The organism is Enterobacter sp. BIDMC92 (assembly GCF_001030225.1).
Lineage (GTDB): Bacteria > Pseudomonadota > Gammaproteobacteria > Enterobacterales > Enterobacteriaceae > Enterobacter > Enterobacter sichuanensis.
The window spans coordinates 1,196,449-1,215,711 of the sequence record NZ_KQ087598.1; the positions used below are offsets into that span (position 1 = coordinate 1,196,449).

Genomic DNA, 19,263 nt, shown 5'->3' on the forward strand with positions numbered 1-19,263 from the left:
GGGGCAGGGACGCCCCACACCGCCCTCATCGTGTTATAAAATTGTAATAAAAGCTTCTTAGACTGGTCGCCAACTCCTTACCTCTTGGCCAATGACAGGAAGCCGCTATGGGCAGACCTCTGAAATCCGTATTTAAAAAAGAACATCGCGACGAAATCAATAACCGCAGCGCTAACCCGGTATTCTCCGAGGTTGCACAGGTGTTTCTCTCCCGCCGCCGTTTTTTACAGATGGGTGCCGTGGCGGGCGCTGCCGTTTCATTCCCCTTTCTGATCAAACCCGAAAATGCCATTGCCGCAGTAGCGAAGCCTTCCGCGCTGGCAAAAGCGGTTTCCCTGGGCTTTACCAGCATCGACGTCTCTACGGAGGATACGGTCAGGGTGCCGGAAGGCTATATTGCCCGACCGTTTTATCGCTGGGGCGACCCGACGGGTATCAAAGATAACATGCCGGCGTTTAAGCCGGACGCCAGCAATACCACGGACGAACAGGCCGTGCAGGCGGGCATGCACCACGACGGTATGGCGTGGTTTAGTCTGCCGCAAGGGGAGCAAAACCCGGCGCATGGCCTGCTGGCGCTGAACCATGAATACATCGACAACGGGATGTTGTTTACCGACGGCACGGCGAACTGGAGTCTCGATAAAGCTCGTAAGGGGCAGAACGCGATGGGCGTGTCGGTGGTGGAAGTCAAAAAAACGGGCAGCGACTGGCAGGTCGTTCGCCCGTCTTCTTATGCCCGCCGTATTACCGTTAATACCCCGATGGCGCTTACCGGTCCGGCACTGCATCAGGACTTAATGAAAACCGCCGCCGATCCGCAAGGGGAGCGCGTGCTGGGCACCATGCAAAACTGCGCCAACGGACATACGCCGTGGGGCACCTATCTCACCTGCGAGGAGAACTGGTCAGATATTTTTGTCAAAAAAGCCGAACTCAACCCGCTGGAAAAACGCTACGGCATCAGCGACAGCGATGACTCCTATCGCTGGAACGAGGTGGATGAGCGGTTTAACGTCGATAAAACCCCCAATGAACCCAACCGCTTCGGCTGGGTCGTGGAGATTGATCCTTACGACCCGGCCTCCACGCCGCGTAAACACACCGCCCTGGGCCGCTTCAAGCATGAAGGGGCAGCCGTCACGCTCGCCGCCGATAACCGCGTGGTGGTCTATATGGGGGATGACCAGAAGTTTGAGTACATCTATAAATTTGTCTCGGACAAAAAATACGATCCTGCAAACCGTGAAGCCAATATGCAGTTGCTGACGTCCGGCACGCTGTACGTTGCCCGCTTCAACGAGGAGGGCAGCGGCGACTGGCTGCCGCTGATCTTCGGGCAAAATGGTCTGGATCAAGACCACGGTTTTGAAAACCAGGGCGATCTGCTGATTAAAACCCGCCTCGCGGCTGACGTGGTGGGGGCAACGAAAATGGATCGCCCCGAGTGGATAGCGGTCGACCCGCACGCCAGCGGCAGCGTCTACTGTACACTCACCAACAACAGCGATCGCGGGAAAGAGGGTAAGGCGCCGGTTGATGCCGCTAACCCGCGCGCTAATAACGTGTTTGGTCATATTATGCACTGGCACGAAGAGGGGGCCGATCCTGCCGCCACACGCTTTAAGTGGGATATTCTGGTGATGGCCGGGCGTACCGACAGTGACGATCCGAAGGCCAAAGGTTCGATGCAGGGGGCGGCCTTCGGCAGCCCCGATGGCCTGTCGTTCGATCACCAGGGGGTACTGTGGATCCAGACCGACGTCTCTTCCAGCACCATTAACAAGAAAGCCTACGAGGGGATGGGCAATAACCAGATGGTGGCCACCATTCCGGGCACCAATGAGTACCGCCGTTTCCTGACCGGACCGCGCGGGTGTGAAATCACCGGGATTGCGTTTACGCCGGACAACCGGACGCTGTTCATTAACATTCAACATCCGGGGGAGGGCGGGGATGATATTACCGACCCGGCCAATCCGCGTGCCGTCTCCAGCTGGCCAGATGCAAACCCGAGTGGACGCCCGCGTTCCTCAACGGTGGTGATCACCAAAGCGGACGGCGGGATCATCGGCTCATAACCTCTCATCGCCGGGTGCATAACGTGCCCCGGCGTTAAACTTGCTACCGCCAGCATGAAGTGTTAAAACGTGCCCCTTCTAAAAAAGAGACAGGGGTAGGACGTGAAAGACGCGTCATCCGCTTCAGGCAACGGTAGCGCTGAAGCTTCGTCGGAACAGAATCCGACGCTGCAACGTGGTTTGCAAAATCGACATATTCAGTTAATTGCCCTTGGCGGCGCAATCGGTACCGGGCTGTTTCTCGGCATCGGCCCTGCCATTCAGATGGCCGGTCCGGCGGTGCTGCTCGGTTACGGCATTGCCGGCATTATCGCCTTCCTGATCATGCGCCAGCTTGGCGAGATGGTCGTTGAAGAGCCGGTTTCAGGCTCCTTCGCACACTTTGCGTATAAATACTGGGGCCCGTTCGCAGGCTTCCTCTCCGGCTGGAACTACTGGGTAATGTTTGTGCTGGTGGGAATGGCCGAACTGACCGCCGCAGGCATCTATATGCAGTACTGGCTGCCCGATGTCCCGACGTGGGTCTGGGCCGCTGCCTTCTTTATTATCATCAACGCCGTCAACCTCGTGAACGTACGCCTGTATGGTGAAACCGAATTCTGGTTCGCGCTGATTAAGGTGCTGGCGATCATCGGCATGATCGGCTTTGGCCTGTGGCTGCTGTTCTCCGGTCACGGCGGCGAACGAGCGACCATCGACAACCTCTGGCAGCACGGCGGCTTCCTGGCCACGGGCTGGAAGGGGCTGATCCTCTCCCTGGCGGTCATTATGTTCTCGTTCGGCGGGCTGGAGCTGATTGGGATCACCGCCGCTGAAGCGCGCGATCCGCATAAAAGCATTCCGAAAGCGGTCAACCAGGTGGTGTACCGTATTCTGCTGTTTTACATCGGTTCGCTGGTCGTGCTGCTGGCGCTTTATCCATGGGTGGAAGTGAAATCTGACAGCAGCCCGTTTGTGATGATTTTCCACGATCTGAACAGCAATGTGGTAGCCTCGGTGCTGAACTTCGTTATCCTGGTGGCCTCGCTGTCGGTGTATAACAGTGGCGTTTACTCCAACAGCCGTATGCTGTTTGGTCTCTCCGTGCAGGGCAATGCGCCGAAGTTCCTCACCCGCGTCAGCCGCCGTGGCGTGCCGGTCAACTCTCTGCTGCTCTCAGGGGCCATTACCTCGCTGGTGGTGCTGATTAACTACCTGCTGCCGAAATCTGCCTTTGGTTTGCTGATGGCGCTGGTTGTCGCCACGCTGCTGCTGAACTGGATCATGATCTGCCTGGCGCACCTGCGCTTTCGCGCCGCCATGCGCCGCAAGGGGCGTGAGACGCAGTTTAAGGCGCTGCTCTACCCGGCGGGCAACTACCTCTGTATCGCCTTCCTCGGGCTGATTCTGGTGCTGATGTGCACCATGGATGCGATGCGCCTGTCCGCGCTGCTGCTGCCGGTGTGGGTCGTATTCCTGTTTATCGCGTTCAAGCTCTCGCGGAAAAAGTAGCACGGTTTTCTCCCTCTCCCTGTGGGAGAGGGCCGGGGTGAGGGCACCAGACCGCACCCGTCTTCACGCCCGGTGGCGCTACGCTTACCGGGCCTACAAAGCACCACTCTACCTTTATCGTGACCCCCCTCCCAAATCTTCTACGATCCACAGGATCTTTATTTTGTAATCGATTACTTTTTACCTGAACTGTTTTGTAATCGATTACTTTTTGAGGGTGGGGCTCGTTATGGTGTCAACAACTGAAAGTAGTGGAAAGGCGATAGCGCAGCACCGGCTGCTGGTGCCGCGGCTGTCGCTGATGATGTTTCTGCAGTTTTTTATCTGGGGTAGCTGGTCGGTTACGCTCGGCCTGGTGATGACCCAGCACAACATGTCTTTGCTGATTGGTGATGCGTTCTCTGCCGGGCCAATCGCCTCTATTCTGTCGCCGTTTGTGCTTGGCATGCTGGTGGATCGCTTCTTTGCCTCGCAAAAGGTCATGGCGGTGATGCATCTCGCCGGGGCGGCGATCTTGTGGTTTGTGCCGGGCGCGCTGATTGCTGAAAACGGTGCGCTGCTGATCGGCCTGCTGTTTGGCTACACGCTCTGCTACATGCCAACCCTTGCGCTGACCAACAACATTGCGTTTCACAGCCTGGCAAACGTCGATAAAACCTTCCCGGTGGTTCGCGTATTCGGCACTATCGGCTGGATTGCGGCGGGGATATTTATTGGCGTTACCGGTGTGGCGGCAAGCGTCACCATCTTCCAGGTGGCGGCGGCCAGCTCCGTGCTGCTGGCCCTCTACAGCCTGACGTTGCCGCACACGCCAGCCCCCGCTAAAGGGCTGCCGGTTAAGGTGCGCGATCTGTTCTGCGCGGATGCCTTCGCGCTGCTTAAAACCCGTCACTTCTTCGTCTTTTCCGTCTGCGCGATGCTGATCTCCGTGCCGCTCGGTACCTACTACGCCTATACCGCGTCTTATCTGGCAGACGCAGGGATTGCTGATGTCAGCACTGCCATGTCGTTCGGGCAGATGTCGGAGATCGTCTTCATGCTGGTGATCCCGCTGCTGTTCCGCCGTCTGGGCGTGAAAGTTATGCTGTTGATCGGCATGCTGGCGTGGTTCGTGCGTTACGCCATGTTTGCCCTCGGCGTGAGCGAAGAGGGACGTTTCCTGCTGTACATTGGCATTCTGCTGCACGGCGTGTGCTATGACTTCTTCTTTGTGGTGGGCTTTATCTACACCGACCGCGTGGCGGGCGAAAAAGTAAAAGGCCAGGCGCAGAGCATGATTGTGATGTTCACCTACGGTATCGGGATGCTGCTCGGCTCGCAGATTTCCGGGGCGCTCTACAACCGCCTGGTGGCGGGTCATACCGTGCCGCAGGCGTGGGTGACATTCTGGTGGATCCCGGCGGTGGCTGCCGCTGCGATCGCGCTTATTTTCCTTCTCACGTTCAGGTATGACGATGACAAGGCGTAACGTTCTGGAGGTGGTATGAGGACGATGAAAGGACCCGGTATTTTTCTGTCGCAGTTTATTGGCGAAGAGGCACCGTTTAACTCGCTCGACGGCCTGGCAGGGTGGGCGGCAGATAAGGGCTATAAAGCGGTGCAGATCCCCTGCAATCATCCGCACATTTTTGATGTAGAGAAAGCCGCAGAGAGCCAGGCCTACTGCGATGACGTCACCGCTAAGCTGGCCGCACACGGGCTTGTCATCAGCGAGCTGTCGACCCATCTTGAAGGGCAGCTTGTGGCGGTTAACCCGGCTTACAACGACGCGTTTGACCATTTCGCGCCCGCGTCCGTGCGCGGTAACGATGCGGCCCGCCGGGCGTGGGCCACGGAGAAACTGAAGCAGGCGGCGATCGCCTCCGCCAGATTGGGCCTGAAAGCGCACGCAACGTTCTCCGGCTCGCTGGCCTGGCCGTTTTTCTACCCGTGGCCGCCGCATAACGAGCAACGTTTCCAGGAGGCGTTCGCGGCGCTGGCAGCCCGCTGGCGGCCGATTCTGGATACCTTCGATGAACAGGGCGTAGACGTCTGTTTTGAGCTGCATCCGGGGGAAGACCTGCACGACGGGGTGACGTTTGAGCGTTTTCTGGCGCTGGTGGATAATCACCCGCGCTGCAACATTCTCTACGACCCGAGCCATATGCTGCTGCAGCAGATGGACTACCTGGCCTTTATCGACATCTATCACGCGCGCATCAAAGCATTCCACGTGAAGGATGCCGAATACCGCGCCAGCGGGCGGAGCGGGGTGTATGGCGGCTATCAGCCGTGGATCAACCGTGCCGGTCGCTTCCGTTCGCTGGGCGACGGGCAGATCGACTTCAGGGGCATATTCAGCAAACTGACGCAGTACGACTACGACGGCTGGGCGGTACTGGAGTGGGAGTGCTGCCTGAAGGATGGCGATACCGGTGCCCGCGAAGGCAGCGAGTTTATCCGCCGCCACATTATTCCGGTCTCCGGGCGCGCGTTTGACGATTTCGCGGCAGGAGGCAGCCATGATTAACGTCGGCATTATCGGCAGCGGGTTTATCGGCCCGGCGCATATCGAGGCGCTCAGGCGCCTGGGTTTTGTGCAGGTCGTCGCGCTGTGCGACAGCACGCAGGCGCAGGCGCAGGAAAAAGCGCGTCGGCTTAACGTCCCGCACGCCTACGGCAGCGTGGATGCGTTACTCGCACATCCCGATCTGCACGTGGTGCACAACTGCACGCCAAATCACCTGCACGCAGAGATTAACCGCCAGATCCTGCGCGCGGGAAAGCACGTCTTTTCCGAGAAGCCGCTGTGCATGACCCCGGACGAGGCCCGCGAGCTGGTGGTGCTGGCAGAGCAGGCGGGTGTGGTACATGGCGTCAGCTTTGTCTATCGCCAGTTTGCGATGGTGCGACAGGCCGCGAGCATGCTGCGCGCGGGCAGCGTCGGACGGGTGTTTGCCGCGCACGGCAGCTATCTGCAGGACTGGATGCTGCTCGAAACCGACTACAACTGGCGGGTGGATGCCGCGCTGGGCGGGGCGTCGCGCGCGGTGGCGGATATCGGCTCCCACTGGTGCGACACGGTGCAGTTTGTCACCGGCCGCCGCATCACCGAGGTTATGGCCGACCTCGCTATCGTCTGGCCGACGCGCAAGGCTAGCGTGGCCGGAAATCAGACCTTCGTGCACGAGGAGCACGCCCGCTATGAGGACAAGCCGGTCACCACCGAAGACTTCGGCTCGGTGCTGTTCCGCTTTGACGACGGCAGCAAGGGCAGCTTTAGCGTCTCGCAGGTGAGCGCCGGGCGCAAAAACCGCCTGACGTTTGAGATCAACGGCAGCGAGCGGTCGATGGCGTGGGATCAGGAGAGCCCTCAGCAGCTGTGGATCGGCCATCGCGCACAGGCAAACCAGACGCTCAGCGACGATCCGAGCCTGATGAACCCAGACGTGGCCGACAGCGCCCATTTCCCCGGCGGGCATATTGAAGGCTGGCCGGATGCCTTTAAAAACATGATGGCGCAGTTCTACCGTGCCGTGCAGACGGGCGCAATGCCGGAACGGCCTGCGTTTGCCACCTTCCATGATGGCGCGAACGTGATGTATATCATTGATGCAATAGTAAAAAGCCACCAGCAACAGCACTGGGTTCGCGTGGCGCAATGACGCGTTGCCCGGTTCGCCGGGCAACAAATTTATGGTAGCCTGCACAAAACGCTAACCGCAGGATGTGTCGTCGCTATGTCAATTCAGAAAATCGCTCAGCTGGCCGGGGTCTCCGTGGCGACGGTTTCCCGGGTGCTCAACAACAGCGATACCGTGAAAGCAAAAAACCGCGATCGCGTCCTGCAGGCGATTAAAGAGAGTAACTACCAGCCCAATCTGCTGGCGCGCCAGCTGCGCACGGCCCGCAGCTATATGATCCTGGTGATGGTCTCGAACATTGCCAACCCGTTCTGCGCCGAGGTGGTGAAAGGCATCGAAGAAGAGGCCGAGAAAAACGGCTACCGCATTCTGCTCTGCAACTCTGGCTCTGATATCGAACGCTCCCGCTCGGGCTTGAGCCTGCTTTCCGGCAAAATCGTCGACGGCATTATCACTATGGACGCCTTTTCGAAGCTGCCGGAACTGGCCGCGCTGATAGGCACTGCCCCCTGGGTGCAGTGCGCTGAATACGCCGATGCCGGGACGGTTTCCTGTGTGGGGATTAACGACGTCGATGCATCGCAGCACGCCGTCAGCCAGCTTGCTGAAGGTGGCCGCAAGCGCATTGCCATGATCAACCACGACCTCAGCTATAAATACGCCCGGCTGCGCGAGCGCGGCTACAAGAGCGTGATCCACCTTAAAGACCTGGCGTATCAGGCAGTTGAGTACGCAAGCGATCTCAGCTCCCGCGCCGGAATGGCCGCCATGCAAAATCTGCTGAAGGAAAACCCGCCGGACGCGGTATTTGCCGTTTCCGACACCCTGGCGGCAGGGGCCTTGCGCGCTATTCAGCAGGCAGGGCTGCGCGTGCCGGAGGATATTGCAGTCGTCGGTTTTGATGGCACTGAGCTGGCGGACATGATTTCGCTGACGACCATCGAACAGCCGTCGCGCAATATCGGGCGCAAGGCGGTCGATCTGCTCTTAAATAAGATCGACAACCCGGATGCGCCCACGGAAAGAGTGATGATGGACTGGCGCTTTATTTCCCGCGCCAGCACCTGATTATCTGGCAACAGCGCCTGCCAGCGAGCGAATATCGTTCCCGGTCGGCGACTGGTGAATACGCAGACCAAATTCATCCACCACCGCGAAAATATGGTCGAAGATGTCGGCCTGAATCTCTTCATATTCTGCCCAGACCACCGTATTGGTGAAGGCATATATTTCAATCGGCAGGCCGTTAGCATCCGGCGCCAGCTGGCGCACCATTAATGTCATATCTTTACGAATCCGCGGATGGTTGCGCAGATATTCATTCAGGTAAGCGCGGAAAGTGCCGATATTGGTCATCTTGCGCAGGTTTAATATCGATTCCCCTTCACCGTTCTGCTGATTCCACAGGTTAATCTCCTCATGACGCGCGGCCAGATAGGGCTTCAGCAGCTTCGCCTGAATAAGTTTCTGCTGTTCCTGCTCGTCGAGAAAATGAATGCTGGTGGTATCAATATTCAGGCTGCGCTTAATGCGTCGCCCACCGGAGGCGGACATGCCACTCCAGTTGATAAAGGCGTCGGAAACCAGCGCCCACGTTGGAATCGTCGTAATCGTATTATCGAAATTGCGCACCTTAACGGTGGTCAGCCCGATGTCCGTCACCGTGCCGTTGGCACCGTATTTCGGCATCTCCAGCCAGTCGCCGAGCTTGAGCATGTCGTTGGCCGAGAGCTGAATACCCGCCACCAGGCCCAGGATAGGATCCTTAAACACCAGCATTAAGACCGCCGCCATGGCCCCCAGGCCGCTGATCAGAATCGCCGGAGACTGGCCGATGAGCAGGGAGATAATTAAGATCCCCACCAGAATAGCGCTCACCAGCTTGATGCCCTGGAAGATCCCCTTCAGCGGCAGTTGCGACGCGGTGGCCATTTTCTGCGACAGATTGAAAATCACGTCCAGCAGCGAGAAGAAGGCGAGGAGGGCATACACCATCACCCACAGCTTTGCGCAGGTGGTTAATATTTCCGCCGCTTCGCTGCCTTTTTGCAGCCACAGTACCGCCTGGACGTTGACGATTATCCCCTGAAGGGTAAAGGCCAGACGGTGAAATAATTTATTCTGGGTGATGATCTGCAGCCACAAATGGCTGCTGGCCTGCGCGCGCTTCTCAAAGGCCCGCAAGACAACTTTGTGCAGAATAAAATGTATGATAATGGCGGTAAGTAAAATAATACCAAAGATGATAACTAATGATGTGGTGGGGGTAATTTCGATCCCTAACTCTTCTACCTGAGCAATTAATTCCTGCATAACGTCTCCTGTATTGATGCAGCCCCATAATGGCGGCTGCGGATCTATTATGCAAATTCGCGGCTTATTTGGTGGCCTGGCAGGTTTTCACTACGGGCAGAGACAGGCGATGGCGCATACGTAACGTTGCCAGCCCCAGAACGATCATCATGACGGTTTCCACAGCCAGGAAGACATTAATCGCCTGGGTGTAATCCCCGTGATGGTGTTGCAGCGCGTGCAGCAAAATCGCCCCAAAAATGGCCGGACCCAGCCCCAGCGCGGCCTGCTGCAGCGTGCTCAAAATGGCGCTCGCCGCCCCCGCATCGTCAGGCTGAATATCGCGCATCCCGATGCGGTAGAAGCTGTTTACGATCAGCGCCTGCCCGTAGCCCACCAGACCGGTGGCGGGCGCCATCGTCAGCGCGGTGTTATTCATACCCCACAGGTGGAACGTCGCCATCAGCGCCAGCAGGCCGGTAATCTGGATCGCCAGACCCGTCAGCAGAATGGTGCTTGTGCTGTAGCGGGCAATCAGACGCGGCGCGAACCACGCGGAAATAAAATAGGTCACGCCCAGGGCGATAAAGCTGTTCCCCGATTGCCACGGCGCCATCCCCAGACCGGTTTGCATGGTAAGCGCCATACAGAACATAAACCCGGACCAGACGCTGAAAAAGAGCATCGCAATCAGGACGCCAAAGCGAACGCTGCGAAGCGAAAGCAGGCGCGGCGGGATCAGCGGATGGGCATTCTCACGCTCCTTCTTACGGGCATTCAATACCATCAGATAGCCCAGCGGGAGGATGGCAAACAGTGCGGCCTTCAGCGGCCAGGACCAGTGCCATTGGGGGCCAAGCGCCATCGGGAACAGCAGGCAGCAGAGAATGACCGCCAGCAGGACAGTGCCCGCCCAGTCAATGCGCGAAGGCGTCTCGCGACGGGTTTCCGGCACGAAACGGCGGCTCAGCGCCAGCACCACCAGACAAATCGGGACGTTGATAAAGAAGGCGTTACGCCAACCCAGCCCGGCGATATCCGCCGACACCAGCCAGCCGCCGCCCATCTGCCCGACGATAAACGCAATCCCGCCGATACCGCCAAACAGGCTGATAGCTTTGGCGTGGGCGGTGCCTTTCAGCGTGACGTGCAGCGTGGCAAGAATTTGCGGCATGATAAGCGCGGCCCCCGCGCCCTGAACAATGCGCGCTGCCAGCAGCTGTTCAATATTCCCCGCCATCCCGCACAGCAGCGAGGCCAGGCCAAAGCCTGCCACGCCCCACATAAACAGGCGACGGCGGCCAAAGTTATCCCCGAGCTTGCTGCCGAGGGCGAGGCAAACGGCAAAGGCCACGCCGTAGAGGGCGACAATCAGCTCCAGCTCGGTGGCGGTCGCATGCAGTGAATGGGTGATGGCGTCCAGCGCCACGTTGGTGATTGAGGTATCTATCATCGGCAGCATCTGGCCGGTTAACAGCAATATCAGGCCCGCGCGACCCGGTGAAACTACTGACGTATTCATGGTAACTCCATTGCGTCATTCAACAGATGGTCGTAGCATCAACCATCTGATAAACGGGTACCAGTTCTTGCTTATACTGGTACTGGCACTACCATGCAGGGGGATCTATGGCCTTGATGTCTGAACCCGTCGCCTCACATCAGGATGACACCCGAAAACAGCTGGGGGCATTTTTACGTGCCCGTCGTGAAAGCCTCGATCCACAGCGTCTTGGCCTGCCGCGCAGCGGTCGACGCCGTACGCCGGGTCTGCGCCGGGAAGAGGTGGCAATGCTCGCGGACGTGGGGGTGACCTGGTACACCTGGCTGGAGCAGGGGCGGGACGTCAATCCCTCCAGCGCGGTGATGGCCGCTATCGCAAAAGCGCTGCAGTGTACCCCAACTGAAGCCCGGCACCTGTTTGTGCTGGCAGGGCTGCCGCCGGGTGAAGCGCCGCAGGCGGTCTGCTGCGAGGGTATCAGTGAAGGCACGCGCCGCCTGCTGGATACGCTGATGCCGAAACCCGCCAGTATTCAGAAACCGAACTTCGATATCGTGGCGTGGAATGACAGTTTCGGACATCTGATGGGCGTCGATTTCAATGACATTCCGCCGGAAGACCGCAACTGCATCTACCTGTTCCTCACCCATCCGGCGTGGCGCGCACGTCTTGGCAGACGCGACGATGTGCTGCCCATCTTTGTCTCCTACTTCCGCGCGGCGATGGCCGAACACCGGGGCGATCCGCTGTGGGAGGCCAAACTGGCGCGCTTCTTTGCAGTGTCGGAGGAGTTTAAAACGTTGTGGCACCAGCGCAACGACGTGCGCGGCGTAGAGAACCAGCTCAAGTTGTTTACCCATCCGGAGCTGGGGGACTTTACGCTGCAGCAGATGTACTGGTACTCCGCGCCGCGAAACGGGTCACGGCTGCTGGTGTATCTGCCGGTGGATGAGGCGGGGGAGCGGGCAATGGAATGGCTGGCGGCGCAGGGTAAATAAGTTTTTTGCGAGAGGCTTTCAGGGAATAAGAGCCGAATCTGCTGAGTGGAGGAGACCGGTGTAATGTGGGGGTTAACTTAAACCAATCGACTGAATCGACATCATTTCGATGAGGTGTTAAGTCGTCTATACTCACGCCATGAGAAACCACCATGTCGCCACTGATGATTGATTCCGCAGATTTCAGCCAAAAATTAGGCCTTATCTCCCGAAACGTCGAACATACTGAAGCGTTTCTTGCGCGAGGCACGGTGGATTTTCATCTGCCCGGATTTATGCTGCCTGAGGGATATCGCCTGTTAAAATCGCGCTACGGCGATGAATACCGTCTCGTGACCACTGACGATGGAAAACCGTATACCGCGTATGCGGTGAAGTTAACGTTCCATAAAGAAATTACGTTTCCTCACGGCGCAGCGACACAGGTTATGGTCTGGCGTACGCCGCGCGCTGTCCATCAGCGTGTCATCAGTGGATTACCACAATCCTTCTTTCAATGGGTGTTAAGCGAATACGACATTGTTGTGTCTGACAGTGAGCAAACCGGAGACGGTCAGCGGTTTTGGTTACGCATGATCGACTGGGCGTTCAGCATGAATTATCGGATAAGCGTGGCGGACGGTACGGTAGGAGAAGAGTGGCATTTAACACCGGTGAGTTCATACGCCGAGCTGGAAGAGCGCTGGATTGCGTTTGCCTGGGGATACGATCGCGATGTCCATCCACATCGCAGGTTAGTCATCAGTAAAGCGTAACGGGCCGCATAGCGCGGCCCGTGTTAATTAGCACTCTGTCACAATCGTGCTCAGCGGCAGGCGAGATTTTGGCAGCGTGGCGTTGAAATCTTCCACGCTGTGGTGTCCAACCGGCACCACCACCAGGCTGGTAAAGCCTTTTTCTTTCAGACCAAACTCTTCATCGAGGATCGCCGCGTCGAAACCTTCAATCGGTACCGCGTCCAGGCCCAGCGCAGCCACGCCCAGCAGGAAGTTACCGACGTTCAGGTAGACCTGTCTCGCCATCCACTGGTCGTCATCTTTCAGATCCACGCGGTGCATATCGGCAAAGTAGTGACGGCCTTTGTTATTGGCTGCTTTCGCTTCCGGCGTGGCAAAGCGACCATCGGCCTCTTCCTGATCCACAACGCGTTCCAGCCAGGCGTCATCCATCGCGGTTTTCGCGCAGAACACCACCACGTGAGAAGCATCGAGCATTTTGCGTTCGTTGAACACATAGGTACCCGCGGCAGATTTCGCCACGCGCGCTTTTCCTTCCTCGGTGCTGGCCACAATAAAGTGCCACGGCTGGGAGTTGGTGCTGGACGGGCTGTACTGCAGCAGGGTTTTGATTTTTTCCGCTTCTTCAGCGGTCAGTTTTTTGGCTGGGTCGAACGCCTTAGTGGAGTGGCGTTTCAGGGCGACAGAAATGATATCCATAACAACTCCTGGTGATGAAATTCGCCCGCGTGCGGGCGCGAAAGATGAGCAGATTACAGCGGGACGTGGAAAAAGATAAGTGCATTTCGAGCGCTTAATCTGTTCGTCTCAGACGAACAATCAGGCCGGCCTGATCCACTTCTGGTCTTTTTTTGGCAGTTTATCCACCACCAGATGCCAGGAATCCGTAATCAGGTCAGTCACCAGCTCTGGCGTGACGTCGTCCGTACCGTAGAGGGAGATCCAGTGCTTTTTGTTGAGGTGATAGCCCGGTTCAACGCCGCGATAGATCTGCTGATTTAACAGCGATTTTTCCGGGGCTGACTTCAGGCTGACGTGCGGCCGCCCGTGCGCGACCGCCACAATCATAAAAATTTTTCCGCCCACTTTAAACACGTCAAATTCTGGCCCAAACGGCCAACAGTGTTCGGTAAAGGGCAACTCCAGCGCCACGCGTTTGGCGTGCTCCTGCAACGATTTACTCTCCATCGCTCTCTTCCTGGGCAAGCCCGCGCCACATCACCTCAAAGCCGAGCGCTTTAAATTCGACGGCGCGGGAAGGATCGCGGGTGGCAAATTCCATCGTGGATTCGGCCAGCGATAAGAACAGCGCATCGCCGAACGTTTTGAACTCATCAGACATAAACACCTGACGCACCGAGCGACGGCAAAGTTCATGCAGCTCCGGGAACATCTCTTTCACCGCGTGTTCCGTTTCGGCGCTCAGCTTTTCACTGACGCCAATCTGGCGGATAGCCGCATGGGCAACCGGGTTACGAATTCCCCAGTCCACATAGCTGTTCCAGATATTGCGGGTATGTTCTTTTGGCAGGGTGATGGTGCGATCGAGGTTCGCCAGCATGGTCTGGCAGAGATCCTGTTTCAGGTGCAGATAGAGGGCATTCAGCAGATCGTCTTTTGTAGCAAAGTAGCGGAACAGGGTGCCTTCGGCGACACCCGCCTTACGGGCAATGAGCGCCGTTGAGGCGGCAATACCTGACTGTGCAAATGCCACCGTTGCGGCTTCCAGTAAGGCCTGTTTTTTATCTTCACTCTTCGGACGTGCCACTAAATTTTTCCCCCTGTCAATGATAAAAACCCTGATTGAAACACGTGCTTTGACCCGCTGCAACGCGGAATGTCAAAGATCGAAAACGTCTTGACGACTTTCTCATCACATCTATAATGAGTGCTTACTCACTCATAATCAAGTTTACCCCGCGCAAACTATCGGATGGGGCGCGTTTTCGGGTCAGGATATGAAAAAACCTCTCTTCATCTGCGTGGTGTTAATCATGATTTTAGCTTCAGCTGCGAGTTTACCGTGTGTTCTGAATGCCGGATTTGGCCAGCCGCCGCAGGGTGAGCAACTGACAGCAGTGGAGGCCTCTCCCCAGTATCGTGAGGGGAAATTCCACAACACGCTGCCGACGCCGGGGTATAACGGCGACAAAAATATGCTGGTCGCGATGTGGGATTTCCTGACCAAAACAACCGAAAACGCACGCCCGGCCCGGCCGCTGCCGCTGGTAAAAACCGATCTCGCGAGCTTGCCGCTGGAGCAGGATACCCTGGTGTGGCTTGGCCACTCCTCGTGGTACCTGCAGCTGGCGGGCAAACGCATTCTGATTGACCCGGTACTCGGCAACTATGCCGCACCGTTCTCGTTCCTCAATAAAGCGTTTGCCGGCGAGTATCCGTGGCGGGCAGAAAGCATGCCGGAGATCGACCTGCTGATTATCTCGCACGATCACTACGATCATCTGGATTACGCCACCATCAGGGCGTTACTGCCGAAGGTGAAGCGCGTGGTCACGCCGCTGGGCGTCGGTTCCCACCTGCGTTACTGGGGAATGAACCCCGAGATTATCGACGAGCGCGACTGGAACCAGTCGGTGCGCATCAGCGATGAGCTGACGGTGCACGTTCTGCCGGCGCGTCACTTCTCCGGGCGGGGTATCAAACGCGATCGCACCCTGTGGGGCAGCTTTATGTTCGTCACGCCGGAACAGAAGGTTTACTACAGCGGTGATTCCGGCTACGGCCCGCACTTTAAGGCCATCGGCGAGCAGTTTGGCGAGGTGGATCTGGCCATCATGGAAAACGGCCAGTACGACCAGGACTGGAAGTACATCCACATGCTGCCGGAGGAGACGGCGCAGGCGTCGGCGGATCTTGGCGCCAAAGCCGTGGTGCCCGGACATAACGGACGCTTCGTGCTGGCGAAACACGCCTGGAATGACCCGCTGATCCAGCTGGCCAACGCCAGCAAGGATCAAAATTATCGGCTGCTGACACCGGAACTGGGCGAGCCCGTCCGGGTGAGTGACACCACGCAAACATTCCGTACGTGGTGGGAATAATGTTTAAGCGAGAAGCAGAGGGGGAGAGCAGTATGACCATTTCCGCTCAAGTCATCGACACTATCGTCGAATGGATCGACGACAACCTGCACCAGCCATTACGTATAGAAGAGATTGCCCGTCACGCGGGCTACTCGAAATGGCATCTGCAGCGGTTGTTTATGCAGTACAAAGGGGAGAGTCTGGGACGCTATATCCGTGAACGCAAGCTGCTGCTGGCTGCACGCGATCTGCGTGAATCCGACGCCCGGGTATACGATATCTGCCTGCGTTACGGGTTTGATTCGCAGCAGACGTTTACCCGCATCTTCACCCGCACCTTCAACCAGCCGCCTGGCGCGTACCGCAAAGAGAACCATAGCCAGACACATTAACCTGTCGTGTGTAGGCCGGGTAAGGCGTAGCCGCCACCCGGCTTTTTTGCTTACGACGCCAGTGAAAACCAGCGGCGCCAGACGAAACGCAACACGAAGAATTCGATCGCCCCGAGCAGTAAAAACCACACGCAGAACAGAATGGTGTAAAGCTGGTTAAGGTCGACCATATGAAAGGTGGTCACCAGCTTCTGCGCCAGCACCAGCCCAAGCGAGGGCGCAGGGAGCAGCAGACACGAAAGCAGGGCCAGTAATAAAATGCCGCCTGCCGTGAGCAGCGATTCTAACGGGTGTTTCATCGTAATGTTAATCGTCAGTTAAAAATGTCATTGTCCGGCATCCCGGCACGTTAAGCAATTTAAACCCGTCACCCGGTTTGTCCCTCGCCTCTTTAGGGTGTACGGTCCGCAGTCGGGTCGCTTACGGACTCGTCGCCCACAGCTCGCAGTGTTTCTGCACCAGTGAAATAAGCGATCCGCCGTCGGCGATAAAGTCGCGCATGCGCTGCGCCTCGCTCTTGCCCTGCTTTAACAGCAGGGCAATTTCATTGATTGCGCTTGTCGCGCCGAGCTTCTCGGCCGACGGCGCAACCTGCTCCAGCAGCCAGGCGATATCCTCCGCTACGGTTTTATGCTCGCCGGTATGCACATCCGTCAGGATACCTTCCAGCCCATAGCGACAGGCCTGGAAACGGTTAAAGCGATAGAGCAGAAAATCCTTTTCCTGATGCTTATAAGGCCGCGTGGTCAGCAGCCAGTGGGATGTCGCCTGAATCAGCCCGGCGATATTAATCGCGTGGCCGAGGGTCAGCGGCGTATCCATCACCCGCACCTCCACGGTGCCAAAATGCGGGCTGGGGCGAATGTCCCAGTGCAGATCTTTAATGCTGTCGATCATGCTCGTGGAACTCAGGCGGCGGAACAGCCCTTCGAACTCCTGCCAGCTGTTGACCCACGGCATCTGACCGTTATCCGGAAAACCCGAAAAGATATTGAGCCGCGACGAGGCAAATTTCGTATCAGTGCCCTGCATATACGGCGATGCCGCCGCCAGGGCGATAAAGTGTGGCACAAAGCGCGACAGGCCGTGCAGCAGATAAATCGCGTCATCCCCGGTCCGACAGCCGACATGCACGTGCTGGCCGAACACCGTGGCCTGCAAAATCAGATAGCCAAAGCGCTCCAGCGTGATGTTATAGCGCTCGTCGTCGCACACCTCCTGACGTTGCCACTTCTGGAACGGATGCGTCCCGCCGCCGCAAATCTGGATGTGCTGCTCCGCCGCCGCGCGCAGGATGCTCTGCTGCATCATCGAGAACTGCGCCGCCGCCTGGTCGATGTTCTGACACACGCCGGTAGCAATTTCGAGCATGCTTTCGGTGATATCGTGCTTCACTTCCCCGCCTTTGATGTCGTCTTTGACGGCGGAAATAAGCGCGGAGGAGTCCTGGCTCAGATCGTAGCCTGGCGGATTCACCACCTGCAGTTCCAGTTCGATGCCAAGGGTATAGGGTTCAGAGGATTTGAAATCGGGTAAAGGCATGGCGCACTCCGTTGTCAGTAGAGTGATGAGTATAGACAACGACGTGGCGCTCACTGTTCAGGGTGGTATAACTGTTAGCAGGCTTAGCGAAAAGGGGAGTTCACCATGTCTGACAATCCAGTGATTGCGCTACTGGGGCCTGGCGCAATTGGTACCACCATTGCCGCGGTGCTGCATGACGCGGGCCGCACGCCGCTGCTGTGCGGACGCACCGCGCATCCTGAACTGCGCTTGCGCGACGATGAGGGGGAAACGGTTGTGCCCGGTCCGGTATTAACCGATCCGAGCGTCATCGCGCGCCCGGTCGATCTGGTTTTTGTGGCGGTAAAAACGACGCAAAATGCCGACAGCGCCGGATGGCTGCGCGCGCTGTGTGATGAAAACACGGTGGTCTGCGCCCTGCAAAACGGCGTTGAGCAAAAAGCCCAGCTTGAGCCGTGGGTCAACGGCGCCACGGTGCTGCCGTCGGTGGTCTGGTTCCCGGCACAGCGCGAGCCGGATGCCTCCGTATGGCTGCGCGCCAGGCCGCGACTGACTCTGCCGGACGTGCCGCAGGCAAAACGGGTGGTGGATGCGTTGCAGGGGACACGCTGCGCGGTTGAACTCTCGGCAGACTTCTCAACGGTGGCCTGGCGCAAGCTGCTGCAAAACGCCGTTGCCGGGCTGATGGTGCTGGCTAACCGCCGCGCCGGGATGTTCAGACGCGAGGATGTCAGCGAACTTTCGCTGGCCTATCTGCGCGAGGGGCTTGCCGTCGCCCGCGCCGAAGGGGCGACGCTGGAGGATGAGGTCGCACAAGAGATCCTGGCGAACTTCCAGCGTGCGCCCGCGGATTTGGGCACCTCGATCCTCGCCGACCGCCAGGCGGATCGCCCGCTGGAGTGGGATATTCGCAACGGCGTGATCCAGCGCTACGGCCGCAAACACGGTATTGCGGTGCCCATCAGCGACGTGGTGGTCCCGCTGCTGGCGGCGGGAAGCGAGGGGCCGGGCTAACGGCCGCAGTTTTTGCATTCGGTGAGGGCTGGCGTGTGGCAATAATCTGGGGATAGTCAGCCTTAAACACATATGCGAAACTTACCGCTTCTGAAAAAATGTGGTGGGACCCGCTCAATGTCAGAACAACATTCGCAGTGCCTGTTCAGTGAAGGACAGATCACCTTTCCTGAGGGTTATCAGGATCGTACCGTCAACGTCTTCGCGCCGCCTGCGGCGGATGCGCCGGCGTTCAACATCTCCCGCGACGCCCTCAACCCCGGCGAAGCGCTTGCCGCGTATATCGATCGCCAGCTCGCGCTGATGGCAAAACACATCAAGGCCTGGAAGCAGGGTGAGCGCATCGCCGCTACGCTTGGCGACAACCTTTCACAGGGTGAAATTGTCCATGCCAGCTACCTGCGCGACGGGAAACGCATCTGGCAGCAGCAGGCCGTCTTTAATACCAACAGCGATAAAGTCCTGGTCTTCACCATGACCTGCACCCGCGCGCCGGGCGATGCCGACAGCGCGCTGTTTGGCGAACTTCTCAGGAGCTTCCGCTTCCACCATTAACTTCAGGGACC

General features: G+C 57.9%; 19 protein-coding genes. 12 read left to right on the forward strand and 7 right to left on the reverse strand.

Annotated features, from left to right (window positions below; all coding sequences use genetic code 11):
• Positions 1–107 precede the first annotated feature (107 nt).
• The 6 genes from SP99_RS05360 (at position 108) to SP99_RS05385 (ending at position 8,263) form a co-directional block, all read left to right on the forward strand.
• Positions 108–2,081: a PhoX family protein gene (locus tag SP99_RS05360; protein ID WP_047957931.1), complete on the forward strand. Its 1,974-nt coding sequence runs from the start codon at positions 108–110 to the stop codon at positions 2,079–2,081.
• 102 nt (positions 2,082–2,183) lie between these two features.
• Entirely contained in the window at positions 2,184–3,572 is a 1,389-nt protein-coding gene (gene pheP, locus SP99_RS05365) for a phenylalanine transporter (RefSeq protein WP_047957932.1), read from the forward strand.
• A gap of 229 nt (positions 3,573–3,801) precedes the next feature.
• Positions 3,802–5,040, forward strand: coding sequence for an MFS transporter (locus SP99_RS05370; protein ID WP_047957933.1), 1,239 nt, complete (start codon positions 3,802–3,804; stop codon positions 5,038–5,040).
• A gap of 15 nt (positions 5,041–5,055) precedes the next feature.
• Positions 5,056–6,081 (forward strand): sugar phosphate isomerase/epimerase family protein, encoded by a 1,026-nt coding sequence (locus tag SP99_RS05375; protein ID WP_047957934.1) that lies wholly within the window; start codon positions 5,056–5,058, stop codon positions 6,079–6,081.
• The gene (locus SP99_RS05380; RefSeq protein WP_047957935.1) at positions 6,074–7,216 is read left to right on the forward strand and encodes a Gfo/Idh/MocA family protein; all 1,143 of its coding nucleotides are present in this window, start codon (positions 6,074–6,076) and stop codon (positions 7,214–7,216) included. Before SP99_RS05375 ends, SP99_RS05380 begins: the two co-directional genes overlap by 8 nt.
• 75 nt (positions 7,217–7,291) lie before the next feature.
• Positions 7,292–8,263: a LacI family DNA-binding transcriptional regulator gene (locus tag SP99_RS05385; protein WP_047957936.1), complete on the forward strand. Its 972-nt coding sequence runs from the start codon at positions 7,292–7,294 to the stop codon at positions 8,261–8,263.
• Here the strand turns inward: SP99_RS05385 and SP99_RS05390 are convergent, their stop codons facing one another.
• Together SP99_RS05390 and SP99_RS05395 are read right to left on the reverse strand one after the other, a co-directional pair.
• Positions 8,264–9,508 carry a mechanosensitive ion channel family protein gene (locus tag SP99_RS05390; RefSeq protein WP_047957937.1) on the reverse strand — a complete coding sequence of 415 codons (1,245 nt, stop codon included), beginning with the start codon at positions 9,506–9,508 and terminating at the stop codon, positions 8,264–8,266.
• A 64-nt stretch (positions 9,509–9,572) separates the two neighbouring features.
• Complete coding sequence (locus SP99_RS05395; RefSeq protein ID WP_047957938.1) at positions 9,573–11,009, reverse strand: MFS transporter; 1,437 nt, start codon at positions 11,007–11,009, stop codon at positions 9,573–9,575.
• A gap of 107 nt (positions 11,010–11,116) precedes the next feature.
• On the opposite strand from SP99_RS05395, the gene SP99_RS05400 reads away from it, so the two are divergent.
• Positions 11,117–11,986, forward strand: coding sequence for a helix-turn-helix transcriptional regulator (locus SP99_RS05400; protein WP_025759533.1), 870 nt, complete (start codon positions 11,117–11,119; stop codon positions 11,984–11,986).
• A 152-nt stretch (positions 11,987–12,138) separates the two neighbouring features.
• Positions 12,139–12,741 (forward strand): hypothetical protein, encoded by a 603-nt coding sequence (locus tag SP99_RS05405; protein WP_045286098.1) that lies wholly within the window; start codon positions 12,139–12,141, stop codon positions 12,739–12,741.
• 27 nt (positions 12,742–12,768) lie between these two features.
• Here SP99_RS05405 and nfsB read toward each other — a convergent pair whose 3' ends face one another.
• The 3 genes from nfsB to SP99_RS05420 form a co-directional block, all read right to left on the reverse strand.
• On the reverse strand, positions 12,769–13,422 hold the full coding sequence (nfsB, locus tag SP99_RS05410) for an oxygen-insensitive NAD(P)H nitroreductase (RefSeq protein WP_047957939.1): 654 nt from the start codon (positions 13,420–13,422) through the stop codon (positions 12,769–12,771).
• A 120-nt stretch (positions 13,423–13,542) separates the two neighbouring features.
• Positions 13,543–13,911, reverse strand: a complete 369-nt coding sequence (locus tag SP99_RS05415; protein WP_047957940.1) for an MmcQ/YjbR family DNA-binding protein — start codon at positions 13,909–13,911, stop codon at positions 13,543–13,545.
• Positions 13,901–14,491, reverse strand: a complete 591-nt coding sequence (locus SP99_RS05420) for a TetR/AcrR family transcriptional regulator (protein WP_047957941.1) — start codon at positions 14,489–14,491, stop codon at positions 13,901–13,903. Before SP99_RS05420 ends, SP99_RS05415 begins: the two co-directional genes overlap by 11 nt.
• Positions 14,492–14,681: 190 nt before the next feature.
• Here SP99_RS05420 and SP99_RS05425 point away from each other — a divergent pair, with 190 nt between their 5' ends.
• Both SP99_RS05425 and SP99_RS05430 read left to right on the forward strand, forming a co-directional pair.
• Entirely contained in the window at positions 14,682–15,785 is a 1,104-nt protein-coding gene (locus SP99_RS05425) for an MBL fold metallo-hydrolase (RefSeq protein WP_047957942.1), read from the forward strand.
• 32 nt (positions 15,786–15,817) lie between these two features.
• Positions 15,818–16,159: a RamA family antibiotic efflux transcriptional regulator gene (locus tag SP99_RS05430; RefSeq protein ID WP_010428317.1), complete on the forward strand. Its 342-nt coding sequence runs from the start codon at positions 15,818–15,820 to the stop codon at positions 16,157–16,159.
• A 50-nt stretch (positions 16,160–16,209) separates the two neighbouring features.
• Here SP99_RS05430 and SP99_RS05435 read toward each other — a convergent pair whose 3' ends face one another.
• Together SP99_RS05435 and SP99_RS05440 are read right to left on the reverse strand one after the other, a co-directional pair.
• Positions 16,210–16,458: a DUF1158 domain-containing protein gene (locus tag SP99_RS05435; protein WP_025759543.1), complete on the reverse strand. Its 249-nt coding sequence runs from the start codon at positions 16,456–16,458 to the stop codon at positions 16,210–16,212.
• A gap of 121 nt (positions 16,459–16,579) precedes the next feature.
• Entirely contained in the window at positions 16,580–17,701 is a 1,122-nt protein-coding gene (locus tag SP99_RS05440; protein WP_047957943.1) for a YbdK family carboxylate-amine ligase, read from the reverse strand.
• Positions 17,702–17,806: 105 nt separating this feature from the next.
• On the opposite strand from SP99_RS05440, the gene SP99_RS05445 reads away from it, so the two are divergent.
• Positions 17,807–18,697, forward strand: a complete 891-nt coding sequence (locus tag SP99_RS05445) for an oxidoreductase (protein ID WP_047957944.1) — start codon at positions 17,807–17,809, stop codon at positions 18,695–18,697.
• Positions 18,698–18,814: 117 nt separating this feature from the next.
• Entirely contained in the window at positions 18,815–19,252 is a 438-nt protein-coding gene (locus SP99_RS05450) for a DcrB-related protein (protein ID WP_047957945.1), read from the forward strand.
• Positions 19,253–19,263 lie beyond the last annotated feature (11 nt).